18 protein-coding genes are annotated in these 16,653 nt (G+C 64.9%); 10 read left to right on the forward strand and 8 right to left on the reverse strand.

The window, feature by feature from the left end:
• Nucleotides 1–261: 261 nt before the first annotated feature.
• The 8 genes from I6F21_RS13190 to I6F21_RS13230 all read right to left on the reverse strand — a co-directional run bounded on the left by I6F21_RS13190 (nt 262) and on the right by I6F21_RS13230 (nt 6,385).
• The gene (locus I6F21_RS13190) at nt 262–651 is read right to left on the reverse strand and encodes a hypothetical protein (RefSeq protein WP_225183257.1); all 390 of its coding nucleotides are present in this window, start codon (nt 649–651) and stop codon (nt 262–264) included.
• A 414-nt stretch (nt 652–1,065) separates the two neighbouring features.
• Nucleotides 1,066–1,779 (reverse strand): ABC transporter ATP-binding protein, encoded by a 714-nt coding sequence (locus I6F21_RS13200; protein ID WP_036001768.1) that lies wholly within the window; start codon nt 1,777–1,779, stop codon nt 1,066–1,068.
• Nucleotides 1,772–2,539, reverse strand: coding sequence for an ABC transporter ATP-binding protein (locus tag I6F21_RS13205; RefSeq protein ID WP_036001772.1), 768 nt, complete (start codon nt 2,537–2,539; stop codon nt 1,772–1,774). Before I6F21_RS13205 ends, I6F21_RS13200 begins: the two co-directional genes overlap by 8 nt.
• Complete coding sequence (locus tag I6F21_RS13210; RefSeq protein WP_225183207.1) at nt 2,532–3,476, reverse strand: branched-chain amino acid ABC transporter permease; 945 nt, start codon at nt 3,474–3,476, stop codon at nt 2,532–2,534. Before I6F21_RS13210 ends, I6F21_RS13205 begins: the two co-directional genes overlap by 8 nt.
• Nucleotides 3,473–4,390, reverse strand: coding sequence for a branched-chain amino acid ABC transporter permease (locus tag I6F21_RS13215; protein WP_036001780.1), 918 nt, complete (start codon nt 4,388–4,390; stop codon nt 3,473–3,475). Before I6F21_RS13215 ends, I6F21_RS13210 begins: the two co-directional genes overlap by 4 nt.
• 303 nt (nt 4,391–4,693) lie before the next feature.
• Complete coding sequence (locus tag I6F21_RS13220; protein WP_036001783.1) at nt 4,694–4,912, reverse strand: hypothetical protein; 219 nt, start codon at nt 4,910–4,912, stop codon at nt 4,694–4,696.
• 1 nt (nt 4,913) lies between these two features.
• Complete coding sequence (locus tag I6F21_RS13225; protein ID WP_036020350.1) at nt 4,914–5,573, reverse strand: acyl-homoserine-lactone synthase; 660 nt, start codon at nt 5,571–5,573, stop codon at nt 4,914–4,916.
• Nucleotides 5,574–5,656: 83 nt separating this feature from the next.
• The gene (locus I6F21_RS13230) at nt 5,657–6,385 is read right to left on the reverse strand and encodes a LuxR family transcriptional regulator (protein WP_057028468.1); all 729 of its coding nucleotides are present in this window, start codon (nt 6,383–6,385) and stop codon (nt 5,657–5,659) included.
• A 165-nt stretch (nt 6,386–6,550) separates the two neighbouring features.
• Here I6F21_RS13230 and I6F21_RS13235 point away from each other — a divergent pair, with 165 nt between their 5' ends.
• The 10 genes from I6F21_RS13235 (at nt 6,551) to I6F21_RS13280 (ending at nt 16,632) form a co-directional block, all read left to right on the forward strand.
• Entirely contained in the window at nt 6,551–6,727 is a 177-nt protein-coding gene (locus tag I6F21_RS13235; RefSeq protein WP_225183208.1) for a hypothetical protein, read from the forward strand.
• 368 nt (nt 6,728–7,095) lie between these two features.
• On the forward strand, nt 7,096–8,034 hold the full coding sequence (locus I6F21_RS13240; protein ID WP_036001799.1) for a LysR family transcriptional regulator: 939 nt from the start codon (nt 7,096–7,098) through the stop codon (nt 8,032–8,034).
• Nucleotides 8,035–8,165: 131 nt separating this feature from the next.
• Nucleotides 8,166–9,041, forward strand: coding sequence for a shikimate dehydrogenase (locus tag I6F21_RS13245; RefSeq protein WP_225183209.1), 876 nt, complete (start codon nt 8,166–8,168; stop codon nt 9,039–9,041).
• 56 nt (nt 9,042–9,097) lie between these two features.
• Complete coding sequence (locus I6F21_RS13250) at nt 9,098–10,228, forward strand: ABC transporter substrate-binding protein (RefSeq protein WP_036001805.1); 1,131 nt, start codon at nt 9,098–9,100, stop codon at nt 10,226–10,228.
• 123 nt (nt 10,229–10,351) lie between these two features.
• Nucleotides 10,352–11,227: a branched-chain amino acid ABC transporter permease gene (locus tag I6F21_RS13255; protein ID WP_036042799.1), complete on the forward strand. Its 876-nt coding sequence runs from the start codon at nt 10,352–10,354 to the stop codon at nt 11,225–11,227.
• Nucleotides 11,224–12,222, forward strand: coding sequence for a branched-chain amino acid ABC transporter permease (locus I6F21_RS13260; protein WP_036020342.1), 999 nt, complete (start codon nt 11,224–11,226; stop codon nt 12,220–12,222). The genes I6F21_RS13255 and I6F21_RS13260 overlap by 4 nt, the downstream gene beginning before the upstream one ends.
• Nucleotides 12,219–12,962: an ABC transporter ATP-binding protein gene (locus tag I6F21_RS13265; protein WP_036001814.1), complete on the forward strand. Its 744-nt coding sequence runs from the start codon at nt 12,219–12,221 to the stop codon at nt 12,960–12,962. The genes I6F21_RS13260 and I6F21_RS13265 overlap by 4 nt, the downstream gene beginning before the upstream one ends.
• Nucleotides 12,963–12,971: 9 nt before the next feature.
• Entirely contained in the window at nt 12,972–13,709 is a 738-nt protein-coding gene (locus tag I6F21_RS13270) for an ABC transporter ATP-binding protein (RefSeq protein WP_036020339.1), read from the forward strand.
• Complete coding sequence (locus I6F21_RS13275) at nt 13,706–14,764, forward strand: Gfo/Idh/MocA family oxidoreductase (RefSeq protein WP_225183210.1); 1,059 nt, start codon at nt 13,706–13,708, stop codon at nt 14,762–14,764. Before I6F21_RS13270 ends, I6F21_RS13275 begins: the two co-directional genes overlap by 4 nt.
• Nucleotides 14,761–16,632, forward strand: a complete 1,872-nt coding sequence (locus I6F21_RS13280) for a sugar phosphate isomerase/epimerase and 4-hydroxyphenylpyruvate domain-containing protein (protein ID WP_225183211.1) — start codon at nt 14,761–14,763, stop codon at nt 16,630–16,632. Before I6F21_RS13275 ends, I6F21_RS13280 begins: the two co-directional genes overlap by 4 nt.
• The last annotated feature ends 21 nt before the right edge of the window (nt 16,633–16,653 follow it).

Genomic DNA, 16,653 nt, shown 5'->3' on the forward strand with positions numbered 1-16,653 from the left:
CTGCTGTAAGCGGCCCGCCCCGCCCACCAGAGCGTCACTTCAGCCGAATCGTGTCGACGCGACGGCACTGGACGCAATGATAAACGTGCTCCGCAGGCTGCGTGACTATTCCAGGTAGTGTCGCCAGGAACTTCATTGGCCGCCTGCATTTTGAGCAGATGAGGATCGGCGGATCGTCTTGGCGATCGGAACTCATACAATAACCGGGGCTGAGGCGCCCGCACGTTACTGCCGCGCTGCGGGCGCTTCATCCCGGGAGAACTACCGGCCTTGATCGGAATCCGATCGGCCCCGCTCGGCGCGCTGCTTCACGCCCGCGTGAGGCGACTTCTTCCGGACTGTAGCGACGACATCGCGCCGCCCCCGGACGAAGCCATTTTCCTCACCCGGCGAAAAACGCCGGAAAGGCAGGCGGTCTAGATTCTCTGCATTGATCAACAACGGAGTTCGGTCATGTGGGGTCAACTTTTCAGCCTGATCTATCGCCTGTCCTGCCGGACCACCCTGATCGAGATCGGCACGCACCGCCTCGCGCGTTAGGTCCATGAAGCCCAAGGGAATTGGGTAAGATCGATTGACCAGATGACGGGGATTGCCATGAGCAAGCTGATCCTGATCGCCGCGATGTCGCTGCTCGCAAGCCAGGCCCATGCCGGAGGCTCGCGGAGCCTCAGCCTGGCGGCCAGCAATGCAAGCCAGCAGGCGGAACAGCCGGCCACTGCGACGCCAGTTCCAGCGCAGACGCCTCAAGCCCCGCCAACAACGAATGGGCCGACGGCGACCGCACCAGCTGCATCGACGGCGCCTGCCTCTGCAATTCCGGCCGCCACAACGTCGGCCAGGTCCGCAACGGCGTCGAGGGCCGAAACTGCCAAGCCGAAGCGCCGGCAGCCGTCCACCGAGGCGCGCGTGATCCGCGAGTTGCATCGGCACGGAATTTATTGGTGAGAGCTCACGTTATCTCTTCCATCATTGCGAGCGCAGCGAAGCAATCCAGGATCTTTCCGCAGCGGCAGTCTGGATTGCTTTGCTGTGCTCGCAACGACGACGCGGCTGGAGCTGGGCTCAAATTCCCAGATATTTGTGCTGCAGATCCGGCGCGGCCATCAGCTCGTCGGAGGTGCCGCTCCACACCGTCTTGCCGCGCTCGATGATGTAGTGGCGATCGCAGATGCGGGCGAGATGGTCGACGTTCTTGTCGACGACCAGGATCGACTGTCCGCGGCTCTTGAGTAGCGACAGGCAATTCCAGATCTCCTGCCGGATCAGCGGCGCGAGGCCTTCGGTCGCCTCGTCCAGGATCAGGAGCTTTGGATTCGTCATCAGCGCGCGGCCAATCGCGAGCATCTGCTGCTCGCCACCGGAAAGCTGGTTGCCCATGTTGGACGCGCGTTCGGCGAGGCGCGGAAACATCACGTAGATCGCGGCGAGCGTCCAGGGATTATCGCTGTTGAAGCGATCCGCCGCGGCCGCGACCAGGTTTTCGCGCACGGTGAGGTTCGGAAAGATCTGCCGGCCCTCGGGCACGAGACCAACACCGAGTTTCGCAATCCGGTAGGACGGAAGCTGCCGCACCTCCGCGCCCGCGAAGCGAATGGTGCCCGCGCGCGCCGGCGTCAGGCCCATGATGGAGCGGATGGTGGTGGTCTTGCCCATGCCGTTGCGGCCCATCAGCGAGACCATCTCGCCCGGCTTGATCGACAGCGACAGGCCGAACAGCACCTGGGACAGGCCGTAGCAGGTCTCGATGCCGTCGACCTCGAGCAGCGTGTCAGCCATGATGCGTCACCACATGCTGATCGCCGAGATAGGCGCGCTTGACGTCCTCATTGGCCCGGATCGCGGCCGGGTCGCCGGAGGCGATGACGCGGCCATAGACCAGCACCGTGATGCGGTCGGCCAGCGCGAACACCGCCGGCATGTCGTGCTCGACCAGCACGATCGAGACCTCTTTCCGCAGCTCCTGGAGCAGCTTCACCATGCGCTGGGATTCGGTCACGCCGAGGCCGGCCATCGGCTCGTCGAGTAGCAACAGCTTCGGCTTACTTGCGAGCGCGACCGCGAGCTCCAGCTCGCGGCGTTCGCCGTGGCTGAGCCTGGAGACCACGATATCGGCGCGATGGCCGAGGCCGACGCGATCGAGCGCCGCCTGCGCGGCATCGCGCAGGCCCTTCTCTTTCCGCGCATTGGCGAAGAATCGGAACGAGGTGCCGGCATGCGCCTGCGCCGCCAGCGCGACATTGTCGGCGGCGGTGAAGTCGAGCAGCAGCGAGGTGATCTGGAACGAACGCGCCAGGCCCAACGCGCAGCGGCGATAGGCCGGCAGATAGGTGATGTCGCGCCCCGCCAGCGATACGCTGCCGGAATGCGGTTCGAGATGCCCCGTGAGCTGGCTAATCAGCGTGGTCTTGCCGGCGCCGTTCGGGCCGATGATGGCGTGCAGCTCGCCGGATGCGACGTCGAGCGAGACGTTGTCGGTGGCGATGATGCCGCCGAAGCGGCGCACCAGCTTTTCGACGCGGAGCAAGGGTTCAGCCACGGCCAGCCCTCCCGAGTGCGCCCATGATGCCGCCGCGGCCGAACAGGACGATGAGCAGCAGCAGCGGGCCCAGGATCAGCGCCCAATATTCGGTGATCTGCGACAGCAGTTCTTCCAGCAGCAGGAACACCACCGCACCCATGACCGGGCCGAACAGCGTGCCCATGCCGCCCAGGATCACCATCACCATGAGGTCGCCGGAACGGGTCCAGTACATCACGGCCGGGCTTACGAAATCGGTGTTGTTGGCGAGCAGCGCGCCGGCAAGGCCGCACATCGTGCCTGATATGACGAAGCAGACCAGTTGGTAACGCTTGGCCGGGAAGCCGATGGCCTGCATGCGCTGCTCGTTGGAACGCAGGCCCTGCACGACAAGACCGAAGCGCGAGTTGACGATGCGCCATATCAGGAGCATGACGCCGAAAAGGCAGACGAGGCAGAGATAGTAGAACTGCGTGCGGTTGCCGAGATCGATCAGGCCCGAGAAGTCGCTGCGCTTGTAGATCGTGAGGCCGTCATCGCCGCCGTAGCGGGCCAGCCCCGAGGCGACGTAATAGGCCATCTGGGCGAAGGCCAGCGTGATCATGATGAAGTAGACGCCACGGGTGCGCAGCGACAGCGCGCCGATCACCAGCGCATAGATCGCCGACGCCGCAATCGTGACCGGAAACTGGATGAAGCCGGACCCAACGCCTTCCTGCGCGAGCATGCCGACGGCATAGCCGCCGATGCCGAGATACGCGGCATGGCCAAAGCTCATCAGGCCCGCAAATCCCATGATGAGGTTGAGGCTCGCAGCCGCCAGCGCCAGGATGATGATGCGGGTGAACAGCGTCAGGATGAAGACGTTGCCGGTCAGCTGCGAATAGAGCGGCAGCAGCACGAGGCCCGCCAGCATCAGGGCCGTGACGGCCTTGCTCACGCTCAAACCCTTCATCGACGATTGGCCGGAAACAGCCCCTCCGGCCGCACCACCAGCACGATCGCCATCAGCAGATAGATCAGCATGGAGGACAGCGCGGGCGCGGCGGTGGATGCGGCGGCGCCGCTCAGCACCTGGCGGAGCAGGTTCGGAAGGAAGGCGCGGCCGAGCGTGTCGATCATGCCGACGAAGATCGCGGCGAGGAAAGCGCCGCGGATCGAACCGATGCCGCCGATCACGATGATGACGAAAGCGAGGATCAGGATGTTCTCGCCCATGCCGATCTGCACGGTCAGGATCGGCGCCTGCATCAGCCCGGCAAGGCCCGCGAGTGCGGCGCCCAGGCCGAACACCAGCGTGTAGAGCAGCTTGATGTTGATGCCGAGCGCGCCGATCATCTCGCGGTTGGATGCGCCGGCCCGGATCAGCATGCCGATGCGGGTGCGCATCACGCCGAGATAGAGCAGCAGCGCGACCAGCAGCGCTACCCCAATGATGGCGAGGCGATAGGCGGGATAGTGAATGCCGGGCAGGATCGGCACCGGCACGGTGAGCCAGGCCGGCAGCGGCAACGCCAGGCCCGCCGGGCCCCAGATCAGCCGCACGGCTTCGTTGAAGAACAGGATCAGGCCGAAGGTCGCGAGCACGTGGTCGAGATGGTCGCGGCCATAGAGATGCCGCAGCGCGCTCACCTCCAGCACGATGCCGAGCACGAGCGTCGCGCCCAACGCCATCAGCGCGCCGAGCAGGAAGCTGCCGGTCCAGGCCGCGAAGGTGGCGGCGAAATAGGCGCCCATCATATAGAGCGAGCCGTGCGCGAGGTTGACGAGATCCATGATCCCGAACACCAGGGTCAGGCCCGCGGCGAGCAGGAACAGCAGCAGACCGAACTGCAACCCATTCAAGAATTGTTCGACGACGAGCAGCATCAGGACTCTTTCAGGCGCATACAGACGCGCGCCGATGTTCGAACACTGTCGGCATCAGTGAAAGAGCTCCCCCTGCCTCTTCAAGGCCGAAAAATGGGTAATGGCAGTATCGTTCCGAGGCAAGAGCGATTCGACATCAAACATGCACTTTGTTGCATCTCGGCACGTGCGGCCGGGACGCGCCCCGCAATGCAAAAAGGCTGCCGCGCGGCATGAGGCAACCTGCCGCAGCGAAACGGCATCACCCTCTCACCGGCTGGCGGTGAGAGGGTACGATCGTCGTAAAATCGAGCAGGGCTGCGTCTAGTGCGACGTCATCTGCCGGGGGAGCTCGTCCGGCTCGGCGAGAACGCTGTTGGCCGTCGACGCCTCCAGGGCCGCCATCCGAAACAGATAAGCGAGCGTCGTCAATCCGGTGTCCTCCGCCATTTGCGCCAGTTCGAGCGCCATGTCGGACATGTAGCCGAGATCCTCGTCTTTCATTTGCGCCATGATCTGGCTGTCCCGCATCACGTTCGACATCTCAGGCGCTCTTTCGTTGCGCGGCAACATGACCGCAGAGGTTGGCACGGGCGATGGCATCGAGACGAGGGCCGTCCTGCTGCACGACCGAAGCCGTGCCGATCCGATGATGCAGGGCATCGAGCGTCTCCCGACGAATGTCGATGGTCGCCGCCATGGTCCATGCGTTCTCGACCAGAGCCGGTAGGCCGAGCGGCGTCACGACGAAGCCGGCTTCGTGGAAGCGCGGCAGCCACCAGGTCTCCATGATTGCGCTGACCTGCGCGATTCCCTGGTCGAGGCAGAACTCCTGCACCGCAGCCATCAGTTGCAGGTTGAGCGCGCCGTCGCGGCGATCGCGCACGACGAAGTAGCGCGACCATTCCCACACTAGCGGATCGGCGGGCCAGCCGCGAACCGCCGCCAGATGCGGAAACACCTCACTCATCATCGAGGGCTTGGTGGTCGGATAGAGCCGATGACCGCCCACGACGCGGCGGCCTTCCAGCGCCAGCAGGTAGACGGTGTCCTCGTCGTCGTAGGAATCGATCTCACGGCCATCCGGCCTGCGCAGCGTCTCCCAGCGCCGCTCCTCGACGAAGATGTCGTGACGCAGCCGGAAATGCTGCTCGATTACGTCTTCATAAAGGTGACGATTTACCGCGGAAACTGCGTGAATCATGAAAACCCCCATTCATCCTCAATGGGGGGAGATTCTGCGAAAAGACGCAGCTTCGGTATTGGGAAATTTCCCAGTAAGGCGGCTTAAGGATTGATGATCTTGTTCCGAATCGCCAGCGCGACCGCATGCGTACGGTTGACCGCGCCGAGCTTGCGCGCAGCAGTTGCAAGATGCTCTTCGGCGGTGCGCTGGGTGATGTGCAGGATCTCGCCGATTTCCCAGGCCGACTTCCCCTGCGAAGCCCAGGCGATCACCTCGCGCTCGCGCGGGGTGAGGCGCGTCGACAAATGCGGCATCGGCTCGAGCAGACGGCGAATGTGGTCGAAGCCATACATCGCCATCAGATGCAGCGCCGGCTTGCTGCGGGCATTGAGGTCGAGATGGACACCGCCGAGCGAGACCGCCGCCTCGTAGCCGGTGAGGCCGTGGATCGGCACGATGAAGCCGCGCGACATGCGGAACTCGCTGGCACGGTTCATCACCTCGGCCGCATTCGGCTCGAGTTCCGCATCATAGGGCGCTTCCGACCACTCGAACGGATTGACCGACTGCCGGCACAACCGCACCACGGGATCGAAACGATCGTAGTTTTTCTCGGTGTAGAGGCTGAACCATCCCGCAGGCCAGCGTTTGGCGAGCACCATCTGTGCAAACTGCTGATCGGGATTGGGCAACCCCGTCACGATGATGGTTTCGAAGCCGAAGCGACCGAACGCCGCTTCGAGCGCGTTCATGGCCTCTGGTACCTTGCGGTAGGTCTGCAGGCCTTCGATGAAGTCGAGCGCCTCCCGGCCATAGTCTACGGCGGACATCGTACGTTTCCTGACCCTCGCGCTTTCGTATAGCACGTATTCACAGACCGCCTCAATTCGCTGTGGCCGTAGTTTCCCGGTGCTCATGCGCTCTGAGGATTTAACTACTTGTGGCAGAATTGACGCCACGATACACCTGAGAACATCCGAAGCGGGAAGCCAACGATGGAAGACGAGGACATCGCCCTCAACAGCGTGCTCGGCCTGGAATTGAACCGCGTGTTTTTTACCGTCCGCGAAACGGCGAACAAGCAAAAGATCATCGAGTTTGCGCGCGAGGTGCTGCAGAGCGAGCGCGCGGAGCTGGCCGAGAGCGTGTCGCCGGAAGGGCCGGCGAGCTAGAACGCCGTTGCAAAGACGACGCCGCAGCAACAGATCGCGTCACGAGGACGCCTCTCCATCTGATCGCGCGGGTTTTAGTCGAAACGCTCTGACCGCGAATTTTGGCTTCCCTTCTCCCCTTGTGGGAGAAGGTGGCGCGAAGCGCCGGATGAGGGGTCTCTCTCCGCGAATCCAACTCCCATTTGAAGTCGCGGAGAGAGACCCCTCACCCGTCTCGCCGCTCTGCGGCGATCCACCCTCTCCCACAAGGGGAGAGGGAAGGCGCCAGCCTCCGACCACATCGGCGCACACTTGCCGCTGGATGACAGCGCATCTCTCGTGAGATGATCGCCGCGATCTCTTGTCGATGCCAGGGACGGTTCAAGGCCATGATGACGCTGCGCCAGGTCGAAGTGATCCGTGCCGTGATGGTGACGGGCACCATCGGCGGTGCGGCGAAGCTGCTCAACGTCTCGGCGCCGGGGATCAGCCGCCTCGTCAAATACACCGAGCGCTCGCTTGGCATCCGCTTCTTCCAGCGCCAGAACGGGCGCTACTTCCCGACGCCGGAAGCGGAGAACATCTTCGAGCAGATCAACGGCGTCTACAAGAAGGTCGACGACCTCTCCGAGATCATCTCCAAGATCGGCCGCGGCGGCCTGTCGGAGCTGCGCATCGGCTCGGTGCCGAGCATCTCGCAGGTGATGGTGCCGCGTGCGATCGAGCGCGTCCGCCGCCGCTATCCCGATCTCGGCATCGACATCAACATCCTCAAGCTCGAGGAAGCCATCGACTACCTGATGCTCGGCCGCGGCGAATGCGTGGCGATGAGCTATCGGCTCGAGCATTCCGGGCTCGACTTCATGCCGCTCGCTTCGGGCGAACTCTATTGCATCGTGCCGCCCGGCCACGAGCTCTCCGGCCGCAAGCAGGTCTCCGCCGCCGAGATCACGCGCTATCCGCTGATCGGCATCGATCCCAACGACCCCTACGGCCGGATCATGGCCGGGATCTTCGCGCGCCACCGGCTCGACTACAACATCACGATCCGCGCGCGCTTCGGCACCACCGTCTGCGCGCTAGTGAAGGCGGGACTCGGCATCGCCATCATCGACCAGTTCACCGTCGCCCATGGCGGCTATCCCGGGATCGAGCTTCTGAAGATCGCCGAGCCGACGCGGTTCGACACCTACATCGCAGTCAAGCGCGGCACGCCGCTGTCGCTGCATGCCGAGTATTTCATCGAGGCCCTGCGCGCCGAGATGCGCGCGGTCGAGCCCTCCCGCGGCAGTGGCAAGACCGCCCCTGCCCGCGGGCGGAGGAAATAACATGATGTTAGGTTTGCCAGATAAAAGGGTAATTGTGTTAGGCGGGGGAAAGGCTATCGTCGCAGCTGGAATTGCACGGATTTCCCCGCTAATGGCCGGGGCCGGACGCTCCCTTGAGACGATAGCCAACCATGTCGAAACGCGGATACGCCGCCAGTAAGAAGCTCCTCACCGGCCTGATCGGCGCCCCGATCGCGCATTCCGCCTCGCCCGCCATGCATGAGCGCGCCGCCGAAGCGCTCGGCCTGCGCGGCCATTACCAGCTTATCGAGGTCGCCGGCGCCGATGCGGCCGGGCTGCGCTTGATGCTTGAGGGCGTCCGGCGGCTCGGCTTTGCCGGCGTCAATGTCACCTACCCCTACAAGGAAGCGGTGGTGCCGCTGCTCGACGCGCTGGCGCCGGGCGCAGCCAGCATGGGCGCGGTCAACACCGTCGTCGTCAGGGATGGCCGGCTGACCGGCCACAACACCGACACCACGGGTTTCGCGCGGGCGGTGACGCCATTGCTGGCGCCCTCCGGCAACGCCATCGCCCTGATCGGCGCCGGCGGCGTCGGCAAGGCCATCGCGTTTGCGCTGGCGAGCCTGAACGTGGCCGACATCCGCATTTTCGACAGCGAGCCGGCGCGCGCCGAGAAACTGGCCGCCATGCTCGCCCCGCGCGGCGCCCGCGTTGCCGCCAGCGTCGAGGATGCGCTCGAGGGTGCGACCGGTCTCGTCAACGGCACGCCGGTCGGCATGCTGCCGAACCGTGACACGCCGGTGCCGGCGAGACTGCTCAGGGCGGACCTATGGGTCGCCGACGCCGTCTATTCGCCGCTGATCACGCCGCTGCTGGCCGCAGCGCGAGAGAAAGGCGCGAAGATCATGACCGGCCGCGACCTCGCGATCTACCAGGCCGCCGACGCCTTCGAATTGTTCACAGGCCTTGCCCCATCCACCGAGATCATGGGAGAGGCTTTCGACGCCGTGATGGCAGCGCGCAGCGCCGCCTATCAGGCAGCTTGAGGCGAAGCGGCCGGATACAAGGCCGCTTGCAAGATTTGAAACGGGAGGAGAGGACGATGAAATCAACGCTAGTGGTGGGCGCATTGCTCACCGTCATGACCGCAACGGGCGCCTTTGCCCAGGCAATCAAGCTCGCCAACGTCGCGGAGCTCTCGGGCGGCGGCGCCACCGTCGGCACGAACTGGAAGAACGGCATCGACCTCGCGATCGAGGAGATCAACGCCAAGGGCGGCGTGCTCGGCCGCAAGCTCGAGGTCAGCCACGCCGACTCGCAGTCCAACCCCGGGGTGGCGCGCGCCCAGGTGCAGAAGGCGCTCGACGCCGAGCCCTATGTGCTGCTCGGGCCCGGCTATTCCGGCTCGGTGAAGGTGACCGCGCCGCTCGCGGCCGAAGCCGGCATCGCGCAGATTATGGGCGGCGAGGCCGCCGAGCTGACGCAGACCGGTAACAAGTTCCTGTTCCGCACCTCCTTCGGCCAGCAATCCTCAATGCCGAAGGTCGCAAAGTACATCCACGACGAGATGAAGGCGAAGACCGTTGCGGTGGTCTGGGTCAACAACGATTTCGGCCGCGGTGGCCGCGACGTCGTGGTCAAGGAGCTCGATCGGCTCGGCTCCAAGGTCGTCGCCGATCTCTCCACCGAAGCGGGCCAAGCCGACTTCGCCGCCGACGTCGGCAAGATCAAGGCCGCCAATCCCGACGCCGTGTTCGTCTATCTGAACGAGGAAGAGAGCGCGCGCATCCTGAAAGAGCTGAAGCGCCAGGGCGTCACCGCGCCGCTGATGGGCGAGACCACGCTGATCGGCCAGAAGGTGATCGAGCTCGCGGGCGATGCCGCCAACGGCGCGCGCGGCCATGTCGGCCTCACCACCGACGCGCCGGTCGATCTGGTCAAGGCGTTCCGCGAGAAGTTCTCCAAGAAGTACAATTACGTCCCCGATCATAACGGCCTGAAGGGCTACCTCGCCGTCTACATGGTGAAGGCGACCACGGAAAAGATGGGCAAGGTCGACCCGAAGAAGTTCGCCGACACGCTGCACGGCCTCACCATCAAGGCCGCGGACGAGCCGGGCATTTTGATGGACGTCACCTTCAGCGACACCGGCGACATCGACCGCCAGAGCTTCCTGGTCGAGGTCGTCGAAGGCAAGCAGGTGGTGAAGCAGGTGCTGCCCAAGGTGAAGTGAAGCGTGGCCCTTCTCCCTCGCCCCGCTCTACGCGGGGAGAGATCTTTCGTCTCCCTCTCCCCGCCCCTTCGCGGGGAGAGGGAGAAGAAAGAGAGCGGGGAGAGGGAGAGGAAAGAGGGGAACATGTCCAACCTATTCGATCTACTGGTCGCGGGGCTCGCCACCGGCGCCATCTACGCGCTGGTCGCGGTCGGCTTCACGCTGCTGTGGCAGACCTCGCAGACTATCAATTTCGCGCAAGGCGAGTTCGTGATGCTGCCGGCGTTCCTGATGCTGGCCGCGATGCATGTGGGCGCGCCGTTCTGGCTCGCGATCATCCTCGGCATCCTGCTCTCGCTGATCCTGCTCGGGCTCGCCTTCAAGATGCTGCTGGTGGACCCGATGATGCGTCACGGTGTGCTACCGCTGGCGATCGCGACCATGGCGCTCGCGATCGGCATCAAGGAATCGGTCAAGCAGTTCTACAGCGCGGAGGCTTCGCCCTTCCCCTCGATCGTGCCGACCGGCGACATCTCCATCCTCGGCCATGCTGTGTCGCTGCAGAGCATCGGCGTGCTCACTGTTGCCATCCTCGCCGTTCTCGGCCTGACCACGCTGCTGAGCCGTACCTCGCTCGGCCACCAGATGCAGGCGGCGGCGCAGAACCCGACGGTGGCCCGCATCATCGGCGTCCCGGTCGAGCGCATGATCCTGCTGACCTTCCTGATCAACGCCTTCCTGGTGGCGCTGGCCTCGCTGCTGATCACACCGATCTACCTCGCAAAATTCTCGTCCGGCGAGGTGCTGGGCCAGGCCGCCTTCATCGCCGCGATCGTCGGCGGCTTCAACCAGGTGCGCGGCGCCATCGCCGGCGGCCTGCTGATCGGCGTACTCGACAATCTCGCGGCGGCCTATGTCTCGACGCAGTATCGCGCCGCCGTGCCGATGATGTTCCTGATCGCCGTCATCCTGTTCCGGCCGCAGGGCTTGCTCGGCCGTGCCGAGGAGCGCACCGTATGAGCGGCATCGCCAAACCCCTGAAGATCGCGCTCGGCCTTGCCATCATCGCCGCGCTGATCATCGTCCCCATGAACTTCAACCGCTACGGCCTGTTCATCCTGAGCCAATGGGCGGTGATGAGCATCGCCGCCATGGGGCTCAATCTCACGCTCGGCTATGCCGGCCAGGTCTCGCTGGCGCAAGGCGCCTTCGTCGGCATCGGCGCCTATGCGGCCGCGATCATGACCACACATGGCTGGCCGCTGCCGGCGGCGATCCTGGTGGCGATCGTCTTGAGCTTTGCGATCGGCTGGGTGCTCGGCTATCCCGCACTGCGCGTGCAGCACCATTACCTCGCCTTCGTCACCCTCGCCTTTTCTACCCTCGCCTTCCTGGTGTTCCGCAACGAGAGCTGGCTGACCGGCGGCATCTACGGCATCTCCAACATTCCGCGTCCGCACATCTTCGGCATCGCGACCAACAAACCGCTGCCGTTCTACTATGTCTGCCTCGGCTCGCTCGCGATCGTCTCGCTTGCGGTGTGGTGGCTGATCCGATCGCCCTGGGGCCGTGCCTTCATGGCGCTGCGCGAGAATCCGTTGCGCGCGCAATCCCTCGGCGTCGATACCCGCCGCTACACGCTGATGGCCTTCGCGATCGGCTCGGCACTCGGCGGCGTCGCCGGAGCGCTCTATGCGCCGCTGACGCAATATATCGATCCCGTGCCGTTCAACCTGTCGCTCTCGCTCGACCTCCTGCTGATGGTGATCGTCGGCGGCGCCGGCTTCTATTTCGGTCCGTTCCTGGGAGCGATGATCGCGGTGCTGCTGCCGGAATGGTTGCGCTTCACGGAAGGCTACTACCTGATGCTCTACGCCGTCGCCGTGATGCTGCTGCTGATCTGGTCGCCGACCGGCATTCTCGGAATCCTCGACCGATATCTCGCCGAGCGCCGCACCAAGGCGGCGTCCGCGCTGCGCGCCGTCGCAAAGTCGCGCCTGGAGACGGCGCAATGAGCGCGGTCCTCGAAGTCACCGACATCAAGAAGAGCTTTGGCGGCATCCACGCCGTCAACGGGGTCTCGTTCGACGTGCGCGAGGGCGAGATCCTCGGCCTGATCGGGCCGAACGGCTGCGGCAAGTCCACGCTGTTCAACTGCATCCTCGGCCAGCTCACGCCGACCGGCGGCGAAGTCAAGCTCGACGGACAGGTCGTCACGGGCCTGCGTCCCTCCGAGCTCAACAAGCTCGGGGTCAGCCGCACCTTCCAGCTGTTGCAGGTGTTCCCAAAGCTCTCGGTGCGCGAGAACCTGATCCTCGCCGGACAGGAGCACCAGGGCAACATGGCCTCGCGCCTGGTCGGCCGCTCCGATGCCGGGCTGACCGAGGCCGCGAACCAGATGATCGGCTTCTTCAAGCTCGACCATCTCGCCGACGAGCCGGCTGGGGGTCTCTCTTATGGTCAGCAAAAACTGCTCGATGCCGCCATGGCCTTCATGGGCGGCTCGCGCCTGGTGCTGCTCGACGAGCCAGCCGGCGGCGTCAACCCGTCGATGCTGGCGGACCTCAAGGAGCGCCTGGTCGCGATCAACCGCGAGAAGAACGCCACCTTCGTCGTGATCGAGCACAACATGGAGTTCGTGATGTCGCTGTGCTCGCGCGTGATGGTGATGGCGGAAGGCAAGGTGCTGGCGATGGGCCGGCCCGACGAGGTCCGCAAGAACCCCGCCGTGATCGAAGCCTATCTCGGACATTAGGAGCGCGTAATGAGCGATCCCATTCTCTCGGTCCACAATCTCGTCGGCGGCTACGGCAAGATGACGATCTTGAACGGCACGACGTTTGCCGTGCCGTCAGCCACGATCACGACGATCATCGGCCCGAACGGCGCCGGCAAATCGACGGTATTCAAGGCCATCTTCGGCCTGCTCAAGCTGCGCGAAGGCAAGATCAGCTTCGCGGGCCGCGACGTCACCAATTTGAGCCAGCGCGCGCTGCTCAACGCCGGCATCTGCTACGTGCCGCAGGGCCGCAACATCTTTCCCGAGCTGTCGGTGCGCCACAATATCGAGCTCGGCGGCGTCGCCGCCGACAAGGGCCTCGACCTGCCCAAGCGGATCGAGGCGGCGCTCGACCTGTTTCCGGCATTGCGGCGCAAGTCCGCGCAGCAGGCCTCGACGCTATCAGGCGGCGAGCAGAAGCAGCTCGAGATCGCCCGCTCGCTGCTGCTCGAGCCGAAGCTGGTGCTGGTCGACGAGCCCTCGATCGGTCTGTCGCCGCTGATGGTGCAGCAGACCTTCGACATCCTCAAGAGCTTGCGCGATCGCGGCGTCACCATCCTGATGATCGAGCAGAACGCGCGCTCGGCGCTGGAGATCTCCGACATCGGCATCGTGCTGGAGCTTGGCCAGACCCGCATGGTCGATGACGCCAGGCGCATTCTGAACGATCCGCGCATCGGGCAGCTCTTCCTCGGCGGCGCCATGGAGGAGAGCGCGGCATGAGCGCGAGAATGCGGATCGCCGTGGCCGGCGCCGGCCTGATCGGCCGCCGCCATATCGAGTTGATCGAGTCCGCCCAGGATTGCGTGCTCGCCGGCATCGCAGACCCCTCGCCCGCCGCGAAGGAATATGCGCGGGCGCATGGCGTGCCCTGCTATGCGGACCATCGCGCGCTGCTGGCCGAAGAGAAGCCCGACGGCCTCATCATTGCGTCGCCCAACACGTTGCACTTGCCCATGGCGCTCGACTGCGCCGAAGCCGGCGTGCCGGCTTTGATCGAGAAGCCGGTGACCGAGACGGTTGCCACCGCGCAACGCCTGTGCGCGGCGGTGAGACGCACCGGCGTGCCGATGCTGGTCGGCCACCACCGGCGGCACAATCCCGTCATCAAGTCGGCCCGCGAGGCCGTGACGAACGGAAAGCTCGGCCAGCTCACGGCCGTGGTCGGGCTGTGGCTCCTCAAGAAGCCCGACGATTATTTCGAGGTCGCCTGGCGGCGTGAGGCAGGCGGCGGGCCACTGCTGATCAATCTCATCCACGACATCGACAATCTCCGCTTCATCTGCGGCGAGATCGTCGAGGTGCAGGCGCTGACCTCGAACAAGGTGCGCGGCTTCGCGGTCGAGGACACCGCCGCGCTGCTGCTGCGCTTCGCCAACGGCGCGCTGGGCACGGTAACCGTGTCGGATGCGACGCCGGCGCCGTGGAGCTGGGAGCTCTCCTCAGGCGAGAACCCGGCCTATCCCAGGCAGGACCAGCCCTGCTACATCTTCGCAGGGACGGCGGGTTCGCTCTCCGTGCCGAACATGGAGCTGTGGTCATACACGGAGCAGCCCGGCTGGTACGCGCCGCTGGCGCGCGGGACCATCGCGCCGCCCGCGTTCGATCCGCTGGTCGAGCAGCTCCGGCATTTCTGCGCAATGATTGCCGGCCGTGAACAGCCGCTGATATCGGTCGAGGACGCGATGGGGACGCTCGCCGTCGTCGAAGCCGTCAGCGCGGCCGCGCGTACCGGGCAAACGATCTCGCCGGGGCAGATCATGGAGCAGGCCGCATGAACAAGCGCTCGATCGCCACCGTCTCCCTCTCAGGCAGCCTCGACGAAAAGCTCCGCGCCATCGCCGCCGCGGGCTTCGATGCGGTCGAAATCTTCGAGAACGATCTGCTGTCGTTCGGCGCCGGCCCACGCGATATCGCGAAGATGTGCGCGGACCTCAATCTCGAGCTCTGTGCGTTCCAGCCGTTCCGCGATTTCGAGGGCATGCCGGAGCCGCAGCGTACGCGCAACTTCGCCCGCGCGGAGCGGAAGTTCGATCTGATGCAGGAGCTCGGCACCGATCTGTTGCTGATCTGCTCCAACGTCTCACCCGCCGCGCTCGGCGGCATCGACCGCGCGGCTGACGATTTTCGCGAGCTTGGCGATCGCGCCGCGAAACGTCGTTTGCGCGTCGGCTATGAGGCGCTGGCCTGGGGCCGCCACGTCAACGATTACCGCGACGCCTGGGAGATCGTGCGCCGCGCCGATCATCCCGCGATTGGCGTCATCCTCGACAGCTTCCATGCGCTGGCACCTGGCTTTCCGACCCGCGCCATGGCCTCGATCCCCGGCGACAAGATCTTTCTGGTGCAGCTCTCCGACGCGCCAAGGCTCGAGCTCGACATCCTGTCATTGAGCCGGCACTTCCGCTCCTTCCCCGGCCAGGGCGACCTGCCGGTCGGCGCGTTCATGGCGGCGATCGCAGCGACCGGCTATGCCGGACCGCTGTCGCTGGAAATCTTCAACGACCAGTTCCGCGCCGGCTCGGCCGCACAGACCGCCGTCGATGGCCTGCGCTCGCTGATTCTGCTGGAGGACCAGCTCGCACCGGACTGGCAGAATTTCGCCGGCAAGGCGCTGGCCCCGAAGGCGAAGAGCCGCGGCACCGGCTTCATCGAATTTGCCGTGAACGAGAGCAAGGCCGGCGAGCTTGGCCGCCTGTTCTCACAGCTCGGCTTCCGCAAGAGCGGCCAGCACCGCAGCAAGGCGGTGGAGCGCTGGTCGCAGGGCAAGGTCGAGCTCGTCATCAATTGCGAGACCGACGGCTTTGCGCATTCGCACTATGTCACCCACGGGCCCGGCGTCTGCGCCATCGCGCTCGACGTCGACGACGCCGACCGCGCCATGCAGCGTGCCGAGACGCTGAAAGCGCGCACCTTCTACCAGCCGGTCGGACCGGGTGAACTCGAGATTCCCGCGATCCATGGCGTCGGCGGCAGCCTGCTCTATTTTCTCGACCAAGCCGGCAAGAACTGGGACACCGATTTCGAGCCTGTTGCAAGCGATTCAAGCGCCGATGCGCTGGTCGCCGTCGACCACATCGCGCAGTCGATGCCCTATGACGAGATGCTGACCTGGCTGCTGTTCTACACCGGCATTCTCGATCTGAAACGCCTGCCGCAGATAGAGATCGCCGACCCCAGAGGCCTCGTGCAGAGCCAGGCCGTGATCAACGCCGACCAGAGCCTGCGCTTCGTGCTCAACGGCTCCTCTGCCAACCGCACCCTGCCGGCGCGCTTCATCTCCGAGTTCTTCGGCTCGGGCGTGCAGCATGTCGCCTTCGCGTGTCAGGATATTTTTGCGACCGTCGCCGCGATGCGCCAGCGCGGCGCGGGCTTCCTGGACATCCCCGACAATTACTACGACGACATCGAAGCCAAATACGATCTTTCGCCCGAACTGATGGCGCAGCTGCGCGCCAACCACATCCTCTACGACCGCGAAGGCGACGGCGAGTTCTTCCAGGTCTACACCCACATCTTCGACGAGCGCTTCTTCTTCGAGATCGTCGAGCGCAGGAACTATCAGGGTTTTGGCGCGGCCAACGCCGGCATCAGGCTCGCAGCGCAAGCGCGCGAGGTGCGCCCGGCAAGCATGCCGAGGGTGTAGGCAATTCTGCTTCCCCTCTCC

The sequence above is a fragment of the Bradyrhizobium sp. NBAIM03 genome, from assembly GCF_020194055.1.
In the GTDB taxonomy this organism is placed as follows: Bacteria; Pseudomonadota; Alphaproteobacteria; order Rhizobiales; family Xanthobacteraceae; genus Bradyrhizobium; species Bradyrhizobium yuanmingense.

Coding starts and splice junctions, on each gene's coding strand:
- I6F21_RS13280 (WP_225183211.1), top strand. CDS start 14,761: ATGAACAAGCGCTCGATCGCCACCGTCTCCCTCTCAGGCAGCCTCGAC.
- I6F21_RS13245 (WP_225183209.1), top strand. CDS start 8,166: ATGTCGAAACGCGGATACGCCGCCAGTAAGAAGCTCCTCACCGGCCTG.
- I6F21_RS13210 (WP_225183207.1), bottom strand. CDS start 3,476: ATGAAGGGTTTGAGCGTGAGCAAGGCCGTCACGGCCCTGATGCTGGCG.
- I6F21_RS13270 (WP_036020339.1), top strand. CDS start 12,972: ATGAGCGATCCCATTCTCTCGGTCCACAATCTCGTCGGCGGCTACGGC.
- I6F21_RS13265 (WP_036001814.1), top strand. CDS start 12,219: ATGAGCGCGGTCCTCGAAGTCACCGACATCAAGAAGAGCTTTGGCGGC.
- I6F21_RS13260 (WP_036020342.1), top strand. CDS start 11,224: ATGAGCGGCATCGCCAAACCCCTGAAGATCGCGCTCGGCCTTGCCATC.
- I6F21_RS13220 (WP_036001783.1), bottom strand. CDS start 4,912: ATGTCGAACGTGATGCGGGACAGCCAGATCATGGCGCAAATGAAAGAC.
- I6F21_RS13230 (WP_057028468.1), bottom strand. CDS start 6,385: ATGTCCGCCGTAGACTATGGCCGGGAGGCGCTCGACTTCATCGAAGGC.
- I6F21_RS13250 (WP_036001805.1), top strand. CDS start 9,098: ATGAAATCAACGCTAGTGGTGGGCGCATTGCTCACCGTCATGACCGCA.
- I6F21_RS13200 (WP_036001768.1), bottom strand. CDS start 1,779: ATGGCTGACACGCTGCTCGAGGTCGACGGCATCGAGACCTGCTACGGC.
- I6F21_RS13225 (WP_036020350.1), bottom strand. CDS start 5,573: ATGATTCACGCAGTTTCCGCGGTAAATCGTCACCTTTATGAAGACGTA.
- I6F21_RS13275 (WP_225183210.1), top strand. CDS start 13,706: ATGAGCGCGAGAATGCGGATCGCCGTGGCCGGCGCCGGCCTGATCGGC.
- I6F21_RS13215 (WP_036001780.1), bottom strand. CDS start 4,390: ATGCTGCTCGTCGTCGAACAATTCTTGAATGGGTTGCAGTTCGGTCTG.
- I6F21_RS13190 (WP_225183257.1), bottom strand. CDS start 651: ATGGGCCTGGCTTGCGAGCAGCGACATCGCGGCGATCAGGATCAGCTT.
- I6F21_RS13240 (WP_036001799.1), top strand. CDS start 7,096: ATGATGACGCTGCGCCAGGTCGAAGTGATCCGTGCCGTGATGGTGACG.
- I6F21_RS13255 (WP_036042799.1), top strand. CDS start 10,352: ATGTCCAACCTATTCGATCTACTGGTCGCGGGGCTCGCCACCGGCGCC.
- I6F21_RS13235 (WP_225183208.1), top strand. CDS start 6,551: ATGGAAGACGAGGACATCGCCCTCAACAGCGTGCTCGGCCTGGAATTG.